At 43.6% G+C, this 13520-nt stretch carries 12 protein-coding genes; 7 read left to right on the top strand and 5 right to left on the bottom strand.

The genetic code is table 11. The features are described 5' to 3' along the window. On the top strand, positions 1-720 hold the full coding sequence (locus KJ365_RS16345) for a VpsP family polysaccharide biosynthesis protein (protein ID WP_214452743.1): 720 nt from the start codon (positions 1-3) through the stop codon (positions 718-720). 19 nt (positions 721-739) lie between these two features. Here KJ365_RS16345 and KJ365_RS16340 read toward each other — a convergent pair whose 3' ends face one another. From KJ365_RS16340 to KJ365_RS16325, 4 genes are all read right to left on the bottom strand, one after another. After that, a complete protein-coding gene (locus KJ365_RS16340) occupies positions 740-2182 on the bottom strand; it encodes an O-antigen ligase family protein (RefSeq protein WP_250884295.1) in 1443 nt (480 codons plus the stop codon). Between the two features lie 65 nt (positions 2183-2247). Then, the gene (locus KJ365_RS16335; protein ID WP_214452742.1) at positions 2248-2844 is read right to left on the bottom strand and encodes a hypothetical protein; all 597 of its coding nucleotides are present in this window, start codon (positions 2842-2844) and stop codon (positions 2248-2250) included. A gap of 114 nt (positions 2845-2958) precedes the next feature. Further along, positions 2959-4908, bottom strand: coding sequence for a bifunctional diguanylate cyclase/phosphodiesterase (locus KJ365_RS16330; protein ID WP_214452741.1), 1950 nt, complete (start codon positions 4906-4908; stop codon positions 2959-2961). A 51-nt stretch (positions 4909-4959) separates the two neighbouring features. After that, the gene (locus KJ365_RS16325) at positions 4960-5574 is read right to left on the bottom strand and encodes a transglutaminase-like cysteine peptidase (protein WP_250884294.1); all 615 of its coding nucleotides are present in this window, start codon (positions 5572-5574) and stop codon (positions 4960-4962) included. A gap of 268 nt (positions 5575-5842) precedes the next feature. Between KJ365_RS16325 and KJ365_RS16320 the strand changes: the two genes are divergently transcribed. The 5 genes from KJ365_RS16320 (at position 5843) to KJ365_RS16300 (ending at position 11356) form a co-directional block, all read left to right on the top strand. Then, positions 5843-6607, top strand: a complete 765-nt coding sequence (locus tag KJ365_RS16320; RefSeq protein WP_214452740.1) for a WecB/TagA/CpsF family glycosyltransferase — start codon at positions 5843-5845, stop codon at positions 6605-6607. Between the two features lie 8 nt (positions 6608-6615). Further along, the gene (locus tag KJ365_RS16315) at positions 6616-7704 is read left to right on the top strand and encodes a glycosyltransferase (protein WP_214452739.1); all 1089 of its coding nucleotides are present in this window, start codon (positions 6616-6618) and stop codon (positions 7702-7704) included. Beyond that, on the top strand, positions 7704-8816 hold the full coding sequence (locus KJ365_RS16310) for a glycosyltransferase (protein WP_214452738.1): 1113 nt from the start codon (positions 7704-7706) through the stop codon (positions 8814-8816). The genes KJ365_RS16315 and KJ365_RS16310 overlap by 1 nt, the downstream gene beginning before the upstream one ends. Continuing rightward, complete coding sequence (locus tag KJ365_RS16305; protein ID WP_214452737.1) at positions 8813-10078, top strand: O-antigen ligase family protein; 1266 nt, start codon at positions 8813-8815, stop codon at positions 10076-10078. Before KJ365_RS16310 ends, KJ365_RS16305 begins: the two co-directional genes overlap by 4 nt. A gap of 183 nt (positions 10079-10261) precedes the next feature. Beyond that, positions 10262-11356, top strand: a complete 1095-nt coding sequence (locus KJ365_RS16300) for a lipase family protein (RefSeq protein ID WP_214452736.1) — start codon at positions 10262-10264, stop codon at positions 11354-11356. A 14-nt stretch (positions 11357-11370) separates the two neighbouring features. On the opposite strand, the gene KJ365_RS16295 is transcribed toward KJ365_RS16300, so the two are convergent. Beyond that, entirely contained in the window at positions 11371-12777 is a 1407-nt protein-coding gene (locus KJ365_RS16295; RefSeq protein ID WP_352109447.1) for a mannose-1-phosphate guanylyltransferase/mannose-6-phosphate isomerase, read from the bottom strand. Positions 12778-13051: 274 nt separating this feature from the next. Here KJ365_RS16295 and KJ365_RS16290 point away from each other — a divergent pair, with 274 nt between their 5' ends. Continuing rightward, positions 13052-13504 (top strand): GbsR/MarR family transcriptional regulator, encoded by a 453-nt coding sequence (locus KJ365_RS16290; protein ID WP_214452734.1) that lies wholly within the window; start codon positions 13052-13054, stop codon positions 13502-13504. Positions 13505-13520 lie beyond the last annotated feature (16 nt).

Genomic DNA, 13520 nt, shown 5'->3' with positions numbered 1-13520 from the left:
ATGACTCGTATAAACCTGTTTCAGTGGCTAAAAAAGCATGCAACAAAAAAGCAGATGCTAACATTGTTTGTCCTCCTAATTGCGACAATTGGGGCCTTTCATGCATTTCGTTTTGGCTATGCTTCTTTAGATTATTATTCGGTGAGAAACACTCTAGAAGAATGGCAAGCAAAGGGCACTAACCAAACGGAACAACGGTACAAAAGCGCTAGAAGCTCGATTGCTTCCGCTGAATATTTTCACCCAACACACCCATTATATGCCGACCTTTCGGGCCAAGTCGCAGAGTGGGGAGTGGTTACTGGTTTTGAGGCACCGGCACATTTACAAATAGCCAAAGAGGATTACTTAAGAGCGACACGCATGCGCCCTGCATGGCCAGTAACGTGGGCGTCGCTGGCGATGATTAAGTGGCGTCTAAATGAATTTGACGAACAAATGCTCGAGTATCTGCAACACGCACACCAGTTAGGCCCGCAAAAACATGAAGTACACATATTGTTTTCACAACTTGGCCTGACTCTTTACCAAGCAAATCACCCGTTTTACAGAAAGATTCGAGATAAAACGCAGACTCGAGTATTAAGCGGTTTACGCAATCCCAACAGTCGCGATACAGTGCTAGCGACAATTGAGCGAACCGATACTATGCGCACAGCGTGCATGTGGGCGCAAGTAAAAGAGACCTTTGTTTACAATAATGTGTTGGACTGCCAGTAGCCTAGGCGCGAATGGCTTATTAACGTCGCGGGCTACTTGTGCGCGATGAAGACTTCTTAACCGTCCTCAATTTTAAACTATTTATGATCATGGCTAATGCTATAAATACAGTAAAGTAGGCTGCGTTGGCATACGCTTGTAGCGGAAAGTCTACCGTCATATGAATCCCCATGCCTAGCAGCGCCATGGCAACAGCAAATGCGGTTCCTTTGAAAATAGAGTTTCGACGGCGATACATAGCTCGCAATGCTTTGTATAACGCAAACGAAAATATTAATACCAAGATAAAGAAGCCAATCAGTCCGTACTCAATAGCAAACTGCAAATAATCATTATGCGCATGGTCATAAAATGCAAAAACATCTTGGCGCTGATACTGCGGGAATATACTGTAGAAGCTACCACCGCCAGAGCCAAAAAGAGGGAAGTCCTGAAGGATTCTCGCCGCATCTTGAACGACTTCGTCGCGCGTCTCGCTAGTTAAACTCGTCTGTGTTAACCGCTCTTTCACTTGTTCGAGCCCAAAATAGGCGCTTACAATAAACAAGTCGATAACAAACATGCTCGCAACAAACACTAGAAGACCTCGAGAGCGGTTTTTTATTAGTAGTACAGCGATGAACCCAACTACGGCAACTGATATAAAAAATGCGGCATTTCCCATGCGTGATCTAGACATCACTAAGCCGATTACCATTACCGCCAAGCAGATGCGTATGATAGTTTTACTGCCCAGTAACCCTGTTGCAATAGAGCGAAAACGGTCTTTTGGAGAAAGGTGTTTATCTTTTTCTAATGAGGTAACAATCAGTCCTACGCCTGCCGCTAAACAAAGCATTAAAAAGTTCGCATAATGATTGTGATATACAAAGCTACCGGTGGCTCTTTGGTCTACTTCAAAACCAAATATAATGCTTGTCTCTAATCCAAGCAGAACCTCAACAGAGCCATATAAGGCCTGAAAGGTGCCACTAGCGACCATTACCATTAACAACTGACGTATTCGCTGTTCGGTATTGACCAGTTGGAAAGTCAATATCATTAAACACAGCAGGCTTAGCAGTTTTATTAAGCTGATAATGCTTTGCCCAACATCCGTAGAGAGGTAAAACTGCGAGGCATTGGCAAGTGAATAGAGTTGGGCAGAGTGCGGAGAAAGTTGACTGACAATGTCCAAAGGTAAGGGAATGATTTGCAGGCATGAAACAAGAATGAATCCAATCCACAAAACCAGCATGTTCATGTAGTGACTGGCGCCTAAGTCTTTGTGGCCGCGCATGCGAAAAGTGGTGTATAAAGTTAAGCCGAATATCGCAAGCTCAAACAAGCTCCATGCCCAAGGTCGGTTGGCCCCCAACGGGATGGGTAATAAAAATAAGATACTTAAAAACAAGTAAAACGAGGTGTTGTGCTCAGTAAACTGATTGTGAGAGGTAGAAGTCACTGGCCATTTCTTTTTCAAGGTTGTCCAACGCGTCCATGCATCGGTGATTGTAAAAAAGCTCCTTGAGAGGAGCTTTTCATTAATTAGTTAGTGGATGCAGTTGTGTCGCCACCACCGCCGCCGCCGCCACCAACACCAGGGCCTAGCGGAGGAATTGTAATTGTCGGTGTGATACCACCTGCTGGCGCATCAGACACTGTTGATGGGTCTGCACCGGCTTGAATTACTGCTACTAAAATATCTTCAGGAGACATCACGCCGGCAAGTGCTGCGCCATCAAACACATCCTGCGCGTAATCTGGATAGAGTACAGTACCCAAAGTTACCGTATGCACGGCTTTATCATTGTTTGCTTCGGTCAGTATCTTAATGACTTCTATTAGGCTGTTTGCCTGCACCATCTCGTCATAGAAAAAGTTAGCGTGAGGTTCATCAAAAGCGACTGCGGATTTTGCTTCGCCGCCTAAGATAGTTGATTCCTCTTGAAGTGCATCATCGATGGCTTGCGCAATTGCGCTGCGCTCATCCATGCCTTGTGCCATTAAAATCACAACTTGGTCATGGAGTCGATTGCCCGGCTGAGTTTCGTCGCCGTATAAAGTTGCCGTTTGCGCCGCCACAGTAGCGTTAAAGCAAAACAACATAATTGATATCGAATAAACAATGCGTAAGATTTTCATCAACGTTCCTAATTTTCCGCGAGCAAAACTTCGTCGCGATTGTTTAGTATTTTACGTTCTGTTCAATCGTTAATCAACTTATCATTTAGTCAAACAAAGAAACGCCAATACACGCTAGTCTTCGCTTAGGGTAAGCAGGTTTTTTGGACCTGAAATGAAATAGCCTTGTAAGCCGTCAACACCCGCCTGCATTAGCCATGCCTGCTCGTACTGGGTTTCAATCATTTCAGCAAGCACCTTGATATCAAGACCGTTTGCAATGTGAATAAGTGACTTCACGAACAGTTGATTGTCAGGGTGGTCTTCAATACCTCTAGTGAAGCGCCCATCTATTTTAAGGTAGTCGGGCATCAGGCGTCTCATATGAGTTACACCTGCAAGTTGAGCCCCAAAATGTTCCACACAAATCTCTACACCATAGGATTTGAGCGTTTTGGTCAATTCTACAAGCGATTCGATATCGTGCACGAGTGCGCGCTCAGGGATTTCGAGCACTAAATAGGGGCAGGTCGAGCGATACACGCTTAATTTATCCAAAAACCAAGCAACAAAATTGGCATCAAACAGCGATATTCTGCTGATATTTAATCCTACTTTTTGTTTGGTGTCGGAAGCGTTCATCAATACGTTCTGAATGATCAACTTATCAATATCTTGGGCATTGTCGAGCCTAATTGAAGCTGGTATAAGTTGCGCCATCGGTACGGTTTCATTGGTGGTGACATCATGAATACGCGCAAACCACTCGTTGTATATCAGCCTGCCGTCTTGACCTAAAATGGATTGCGCCACAAAGTCAGCATTACCTAACTTTAAAATTTGCGATATACGTTCACGCCACATTTCGTTGGACTGGCCCTGCTCTTCATGGTCAGACACTGCCCAGCGCTGTTGAGATTGCGTTGCTAGCAGTAAAGCCGCATCCGCGCGTTCCATCAACGATTTGAATTCATCATTAGTATTGAACTGAGTGCCGGCAATGAAGGCTACACCAGATTGATGCTCGGTTTTTTCTAAACGTTTTGTGTAAATTGCGAGTAATTTCGCCATCGCTTTGGCATGACTTGTTTTTAAGTTTTCGATGATCAGGGCAAAATCGCCGCCGTTGACACGAAATATAGAGAAATGATCATATTCCGCTGAGGCTGCTTCTTTCATCGCTTGGCAAACCGATTTCAAATACCTGTCGCCAGCATCACCGCCTAGTTCTGTATGAATGTGTTTTAAGCTAGCCGCCCGCACGAGAAACAAAAACCCCTCGGCATTATTGTTTTTATCATTGAGAAGCTGGGTGATGGCAAGTTCAAATGCGCGTCTATTACCCACACCGGTGACTAAATCAGCGTATGCAAAGCGTCGATATTCTTCTGATTGGTTGCTGAGCTTTCTAAACATGAGAAACAGTTTTTCTGACATGCCATTGATGGCTCTCACAAAATCATAAAGCTCTTTTGTGGTCGGGATGTCTTCAATTTTTTCAAATTGCTTGCGACTGATAGCATCGGCCTGCGCAATAACCCGGTTGATGGGCTGTGAAATAACTTTTTTGACCAAAAACCAGGTAAAAAATAGTGCAATGATAAACGCGACCGCGGTGACTAATAGGCTCTGCACTGCATTTTGCCATAGCTGCTCATATCCAGCGCTTGGATTGCCAATAACTTTAAGGCTGCCTTTTATTGTCCATCCATCGTTTACTTCTGATGTTGTCACTGGCGCCACAATACGAAATGCCTGTACAAACCATTCTGGAATATTGCTTTCTCGTGTCGATTGCGAGCGTTCTATCAGCACATTTCCCTGAGTGTCGTGCAGTTCAATCGATGCGTAAAAGCCGCGATCGTAAATAGCATTAATCATCGTTTCGATAATGGCTAGGTCGTCTTCATTTCCGATATAGGGAGTGATGGATAAGCCCAATGACGTCGCGGTATCTTGTGCGTGCGAGGTGAGTTGACTTTCTAAAAAGCTTCGAGTGTTTTGTGTATTCATCCATAAGGTGCCAATAAACACCAATGTCAACACAAAGAAAAACCCTAAACCGAGTTGTTTAGATAGCGACATCTTGTTTGTTCCTCCGTGATCCGTTGATCTTACATAACATTTGTCTGCTCATTAATAGCCTTTGCGCATACGCTCATTCACATCTTGCCACAAGGCGTTGTTGCTTTTGCTTTGCATCTGTCTTCCTCTGCCTTGTTCTCTTGCTAGCCACAATCCATTCCCGTTAAAGCTATATATGGGAATCAAATCACGGCGCTGAGATGCTGGTAATATGCGCTTGTCGAGATTATCTAGTACCAGCGGTACCGAATCGGGCGTTTCGTAATAGGCCAAAACCATATGCGCTTGCCTTGGCCTTGTTGCGGTAACATACATTAAACGAAGTTTTTCTGCTGGAATGCCTAATTCTCTCAGAGAAAAATACTTTGCAATGGTAAAGTCCTCGCAATCACCCCCATTTGTTCCTAAAAACTCTAAAGGCGTCGCCCAATAATCAGCCACCCCCCAATGCTTTATATCGTCAACAAACTCAATTTCGTTAAAAAATCGATTAATTTCATAAAGTTGCTCATCAACTTTAGCATTTTGATGTTCGATTAGTACTTGTTGCCATTCACGCACTCGTGCCTCTGCGCTTTCATTATAGCGCATAGAAACAGCTTTAAATACTTGGTCATTAAATTTTATATCAGCAAATACAATAGCTTGCGAAAATAATAGACTCAATATAGTTAAGCTCAACAAAAATTGCTGACGCGACAACACTTACGATTACTACCAAAAAACAAAAAACCTGATCTATATCATCGCGCTTTTAGCGTTAAACCTTAATTTATTGATTTACATTAGTGAAGCTAATTTTGTAGACAGGTGCCTGAACATACTAAGTTCATAAGCCAATGATTTTGCATCTTCACCGTGAGAAATTTGTTATCATCTAGCGCATACTATTTATGCACATAGCGTACGTGTGAATTAGGGTAAAACGCTTTCTATGAAATTGAACGATGTAGTGCATACTGATGTGGGTGGCCTGAAAACAGCATGTGTTACGAGACAGCAATTAGTTGCGATAATTGAAGCGTATATTAGTAATTTCGCTTCAAACGCCGACACCCCATGTGTGATTTTTGACTCCAACGGGCATGGTATTTCTCTTGCTAATACCGATAGCGGTTTCATGCAAACGCTGTCGCAAGCCGATATTATTCATGCAGACGGTCAAAGCGTTGTGGCGATGTCAAAATGGGTGCGCGGTAGAAATATTCCTGAGCGTAGCGCGACGACGGATCTAATTCATGATATCCCGCAACACAGTGAGTTGGTCAAAAAACACTATTTATTAGGCGGTAGCACCGAGGTTGTTGAAAAGTGTGCTGATATTCTCACTAAGCAATATAAAAATGTGAATGTTGTTGGTACACATCACGGCTATTTTGACAAAGCGTATTCTGACGAGGTTATCGCAAGTATCAATGCTTCAAAGCCCGATATATTATGGGTAGGTTTAGGAAAGCCCCTTGAACAAGAATGGGTCATAGCCAATAAAGACAAGCTTAACGTGGCAGTGATCATTTCCTGCGGGGGATGCTACAACTACATCACTGGCGATTACCCTCGAGCACCATTATGGATGCAGCGGGCTGGGTTAGAGTGGCTACATCGGCTGTATAGCGACCCTAAAAGGTTGTTTTGGCGCTACCTGATAAGTAACCCACACAGCATCTACTGTGTTTTGAAGCACAAGTTTTTAAGGTAATTGTGTCAATGAAATCAAACGTACTGTTTTTACACAAATACTTCCATCAGAGTGGGGGTATTGAGAGAGTACATAAAAATTTGGCGACCTCATTTGCGCAGCATGGCGTAGAGAGTTATTTTTACGTTATGAAAAGCAGTGGCGAAGATGAATGTGGCTTTGTTAACTTAAAGATGCATTTCAATGCGACCAGCTGTCCTGAGGGTAGCGGTTTTGTGCGTTGGAAGCGCGACATTAAAAGACTGATTATCCAACAAGACATCAAAGTGATCATTTCAGCCACTGAGCAAGCAAACTTTTTAGCATTTTTGATCAAGCTTACCTCTCCTAAGCTCAAGGTCGTTTACACGCGACACTGTGCTTTTGAAGTAGAAGAACAACGTGTCCCTGCTCGTATTTTAAGAGCCCTCTATTCTTTGTATGCGCTAAATGGCGAAATTGTTGCGGTTTCTAAGTGCTTACAGTCTCAAATAAACGCCAGTCTATTATTTGCCTCTCGCAGCGCACATTACATCCCTAATGCGGTGGTAAGCGAAAGCATGTACTCACTCTCAAAAGAACAGCCTAGTATCGTTATTGAGAAGCCCTACCTAATTGCGGTGGGTCGTTTAGCAACGCAAAAAGGCTTTGATTTGTTAGTCGATGCGTATGCAAAAGCACTCGAAATTGATAGCACTATACCCACCTTGCTCATTGTAGGTGATGGTGAAGACAAAGGTGCACTTCAAGCGCAAGTCATCCAATCTGGGCTCGAAAATAATGTAGTGCTGGCAGGGTTTGTTAATAATCCTTATCCATTGATTAAGGGCGCCACGAGCCTGGTGCTTTCTTCTAGATATGAAGGGATGCCGACTGTGCTCATCGAATCTTTAGCATTAGATGTTCCGGTCATTGCCTTTGATTGTCCGACAGGTCCTTCTGAAATAATCGTATCGGGGGAAAATGGTGAGCTTGTTGAGTACTTAAACACGGATGAGTTAGCGCTTGCGATCAGCAAATACTCACAGCTTCCACAAACGTCACTGGCCAAGTATGTAAAGCCATTTGAATTTGACAGCGTAGTGAAAGAATATTTGCGCGTGAGCGGTATTCGATAATGACAAAAATATGCATAGTGGTTCACGATCTGAGGGGAGGGGGGGCTGAAAAGATGATGGTTCGCCTTGCTAATCAGATGGCGCTAGAGGGAGACGATATAAGCATCATATTGATTTCATCTGGTGGTGAAAACCTTGCTTTTGTAGATGATAGCGTGACGTTGGTTGAGCTGAATTGTCATCGTACTTTGCACGCTTTTTTTCCGCTACGCAAAATGTTAAAGGCGCTTAAGCCAGATGCAGTGCTATCTGCGCTTACGCATATAAACGTCATTACCGCTTTTTGTTGTGCTAGCCTTGGCTGGTCTAAAAAGCTAAGTGTGAGCGAGCGCAACACGTTTTCGTTGGATAAGCGAGTCAACAGCAATCGTTTTATGCGATTTGCATACAAGATTGCTCCTTGGGTTTATCGTTTTCTTCCTAACCCGGTGATTTGCGTATCAAAAGGGGTTGCAGATGACTTAGTGTCAACGACCGCTGTCAGGGGGCGCGACGTAGTGATTGCTCCCAACCCTGTTATTACGAATGAAACCAAACAGGCCGCTGAGCAACCTGCTTATCATCCTTGGTTGCAGAAAAAGGATAAACCTGTGCTCGTTGCGGTGGGTAGATTAAGTCATCAAAAAGGCTTTGATTTATTGATTGACGTCTTTTCGCAGTTAAACAAACAAGTGCCTAGTCGTTTGATTATTTTTGGTGAAGGTGAACTAAGAGCAAGCCTTCAATCGCAAATCGATTCTCTTGGTATTTGTGATGATGTGTCTTTAGCAGGTTACACGAGCAACCCCATTGCTGAGCTCAAAAGTGCCGATGTATATGTGCTATCTTCGCGTTTTGAAGGCAGTCCTAATGCACTGGTTGAGGCTATGTCGGTCAACACGCCCGTAGTTGCGTTTGACTGCCCAAGTGGTGCAAGGGAGATTTTACAAAACGGCAAAGTGGGTTATCTTGTTGAACATTTAAATACAGATAGCTTGCTCCATGCGCTTATCAAATGCCTTAACGAACATACCAATGCTACAAACCCGCCAGACTATGCGCCTGATGTGTTGCGCTTTACAGCTCAAAAATCCGCACAAACCTACAAATCTTTACTGACTCGCGCATCATGATTATTCAAAACAAACAGCTTTTGTGGGTTTATCTTCTATTATCAATCGGCTTTTACGCAGGATTTATACGGTTTTTGGGCACGTTGATGGGGTTCGGCGGTGCTCAAGGTGATTTTGAAGGGGCTGCGGCTGGGAATCTTGTAAATCAATTAGTGGCATTATCTCTTTTACTTATGTCTCTATTTTTCCTTTTAAAGAGCGCGAGATTAAACATAAGGCAGTTTTTGTCACAAGGGTGGATTTGGATTGCTCTGATAGGTTTTTTTAGCCTTTCACTCATGTGGTCGGCAACACCTTTCGTAAGCTTTAGGCGGATTGTTGGCTTTTCTACCCTTGTGTTGGTGTGCTTTGTACTTGCCAACACATTTACCGCGAAGTCGTTGTTCAATGTGATTTCCAATGCCATTGTTGCAGCAGTTATCTTCGGATTCATGTATCAAGTTTTGTCGGGGCAACAAATTGCATTTGGATTAGGTGACCGCGACGCTGGCTTACGAGGAATTTTTCAAGATAAAAACGCGGCAGCGCGAGTGTACGCATATGGCCTAATTCTATTTGTTGGCTTGCAAAAGTATCGAACAAAGACCGACATTGTAGGGCTATCTATACTTGTTTTTGCTTTGACCGTATCACAATCCGCCTCGGCGATTATATTAGCAACGATGGGGTGTGGCTTAGTCATCCTGTTTCGAATCTTTAGGAGCAATAATAAGCATTATAACTTCAGACGTCTTATGCTTGTTTTCATACTGCTGGCCGTAGCAACTGTCATCGTCAGCATACTTTATGAGTACTTGCTTAGTCTGTTAGGACGAGATGCAAATTTAACGGACCGGACGATCATATGGGAGTTGATTTTGCCATATATCGAAGATAAACCGATATTTGGATATGGATTTGGTTCCTTTTGGGCAAGTGGATATGTTGCTGATTTTGTAGAAAGGTGGGGGTTTATCGGGAATGCTCACAGTGGGTATTTGGAGGCGATGCTTAATGGCGGAGTAATCGGTTTTGCCCTGCTGGTTACCTTATTGGTTGTCTTTATCAAGTATGCATTAAAGAATTACGTCAACGGTGAAAATAAATACGACTGTGCTGAGCTGGTATTAGCGATGTGCGCGGCACAAGCGGTCATTAACTATATTGGCTTCATTGTTCTCAATCATAATAGTTTTGATATGTTTATTTTCTCAGTTGCTTTCTTTGTGGCTGCCTCGGCGTTGAAAAAAAACACTTTGCGCCATGATACTTATCGACCGTAAAAGCTCTAATTTGTAACATCTTGTGCCTATCCTTTTACTCGGCATCGTGTGAGATGTGGATGAAAATGCATTTATGTTGATGTGAAATCACAACAGGCGTAACTTAGTCATAGGCGCACGATATAAGCGCGTAAATCAAAAAAAAGAAACGAATGTGTGTGATAACACAAAAGGAGGTGCAGCATGACCGATAGTTACTTTAAATCCTTAGAACAGCAACAAAACGCACAAAGCATTTTAAAGTTATCATTACCAACATATCGTCAAGCGTATAGCGATCGCACTGCTTGGGTGATGTCGGTGTTATCTGAACTTGTTTATATACGTTTTAATCCGCTTTTTGCCGCACAACAGAATGGCCAAAGCCCTGAGTATATCAAATCATATTTTATTCAACGCGTTGCAACTATGGTTGATGAGGATCGCGCGGCAACCCTTGGCGCACTAATTGAGCGTGTTGCTTATGATAATGAGCAAGAGCGCGAGCGCCTTGATAAACAGCTGAGTGAATTTGCGTTTACGACAATCAAAACCTTTGACGCGGGCGGCACACAAGCCATGCTTGTGCAAAACGAAGACTATATGGTGTTGGTATTTAGAGGCACTGAAACCGACAGTTTACGAGACATAAAAGCAGATGCGCGCGCCAATATACGCAAATGCGAAACGCAAGGCATGATTCACTCTGGCTTTTATGATGCATACCAGTGCGTAAGAAAGGATATTGAAGAGACTTTATCGATGCCAGAGCTACAAGATAAGCCGCTTTATATTACCGGTCATTCTCTTGGTGGTGCACTGGCTACTGTGGCAACAAAGTTTACCCATCACAAAGGAGGGCTTGCAGCATGCTATACTTTTGGTTCTCCAAGAGTAGGTAACGACGATTGGATAAACAATATCAAAACGCCTATTCATCGTTTGGTGAATGCAGCTGACTGCGTCACCATGTTACCGCCTGGTGATGTTACCGTGACACTATTTTCACTCGTGGCAAAACTCATTCCAGGGGCTGGTGAGCGCCTCGCAACGTGGCTACAAGAAAAGTTCGGTGGGTATATGCATGCGGGCAACATGCGCTATTTAACTAACTGTAACCCAGGTGACTTTGAAGATGTAAAAGTGCTGTATACAGTAAGTTTTTTCTACCGAATAAAAGCAATGATTTATAAGTCGGTGATTTGGTCAAAACTGCTATCTGACCATTCCATCTCTGTATACAGTCAAAAATTAATGGTGATTGCCTTTAAACGCAACCGCAAGAACATTAAAGAGTGAGTGAGGAGGGCGCCCTAGTCAGTGCGCCCGTATCTGTCAGAAAACCTAACAATGTCGTCTTCGCCAAGATAACTACCTGATTGTACTTCTATTAAGTGCAGCGGAATCTTGCCTGGGTTTTCAAGCGCGTGGACTTCGCCCACCGGAATATAAACAGACTCGTTCTCAGTGACCAGATGGGTTTCTTCACCAATGGTCACGCTAGCAGTGCCACTGACCACAATCCAGTGCTCAGCGCGATGATGATGCATTTGCACAGAGAGCTTTTCTCCAGGCTTTACAGTAATGCGCTTAACTTGATGACGTTCACCGCTGTCAATGGAGTCATAGCTTCCCCAAGGTCTAAACACCTCGCGATGAAACTCAAACTCTGGGCGCTGCTCTGATTTTAGGGCGTTCACCACTTTCTTGATATCTTGTACTTTATTGCGGTTAGCCACCAACACAGCATCTTTGGTTTCCACCACAACAACATCATCTAGACCGATGACCGACACCAGACGCTGTTCAGAATTGATATAACTGTTATTTACGCCCTCTAGCATCACATCACCAATGGCGACATTGCCCGACGCGTCTTTTTTATTGCTGGTCTCCCAAAGTGAACTCCAACTGCCTACATCATTCCAACCTGCATCGAGGCTGACCATGCATGCGGCTTTGGTTTTCTCCATTACTGCATAGTCAACGGATTCATCAGGACACTTTTTGAATGCTTCGGCATCAATTCTGACAAAAGATAGGTCTCTTTGTGGCGCGCTAACGGCCGCCTTGCATGCAGCGTAAATATCCGGGCGATGCTGTTCTAGTTCACGCAAGTAGACACTTGCTTTAAACATAAACATTCCGCTGTTCCAAAAATATTGCCCAGAATCTACATAGCGCTGGGCAGTTTGTGTATCTGGCTTTTCAACAAACTCCTCAACTGAATTGCCTTCTCCTACCGCTTCACCGGCTTTGATGTATCCGTAACCGGTGTGAGCCTCGGTTGGAACAATGCCAAATGTCACGAGCTTGTCGTTTTGTGCAAGGGCCTGTGCTTGCTCGATGGCCTTGGCAAAAGCCGCATCATCGTCAATTAGATGATCAGCGGCAAGTACCAATAGAATCGGATCATCATCGCTTTTTTGACTAAGCATAGCGGCAAGCGCAATGGCTGGTGCTGTATTTCGCCCTGCCGGTTCAAGCAAAATACCATCATGCTCAATGTTTGCTCTGTGCAGTTGTTCAGCAGCTAAGAAGCGATGATCTTCATTACAAATCACCATTGGGTTTTCGACCATGTCTTGATGCAATCGCAAAATGGTGTCTTGTAACATCGTTCGTTCAGAGGTGAGGGATAAAAACTGCTTGGGGAGCGCCGCACGCGACTTTGGCCATAAGCGGCTTCCAGTCCCGCCTGCCAGAACAATAGGTTTAATCATTTAAACTGCTTCCATGATGGTAATTAAGTACTGAGCGATAATAACAATAAATGTTTAGCTTGTATAAGGGCCATTGCCTCCTTTTTACTTCTAGGTATCGCTTATATATGCGCGTTTCATTAAAGGTTTACCAAAAAACATCAGTTAAATGAAAATTTTCCTAATGATTATTGCTGATAATACGAAAGATGAGTTAGTCGTATAAATTATATGGTTTGTATAGTTTGTTTAGTTTATACTAAACAAACTGCAAAGAAGGCCAAAACATTTTATGAATGACAGTAACGAAAACGTAATCGACGAATTTATCGAGAAGATGGGGTTGATGTCCCAGTCAGACGGGCTGCCTCGCATTGCAGGTCGCATACTTGCGGTTTTAATTATGTATGACGAACCCTATAGTTTTTCTCAGTTAAGCGAGCGTTTAGCCGTGAGTCGAGGCAGTGTTTCGACTAATACGCGTCTGCTAGTCCATTTAGGAATGATAGAACGCGTTACCAAGCGTGGTGAACGACAAGATTACTTTAAGTTGAAAGAAAACCCCTATTTGAGCTTGATGCAAGGCATCGAAGCGCGCACCACGCACGCAACAGATGTAATTGAGCAGACACAAAATCAATTGCTTGCTAATGACCCAAGTATTAGCGGCGCACAGCAGCGATTGACAGAAATGAAAACGTTTTATCAAAGCTTTAAAAGCGCCATCCAAGACCTTACGTCTTGAGTTTAAAAGAACCCGC

This window comes from Glaciecola sp. XM2 (genome assembly GCF_018595715.1).
Lineage (GTDB): Bacteria > Pseudomonadota > Gammaproteobacteria > Enterobacterales > Alteromonadaceae > Glaciecola.
The sequence above is the reverse complement of the archived record's forward strand: the minus strand, read 5'-3'. Positions and strand labels throughout refer to the sequence as shown.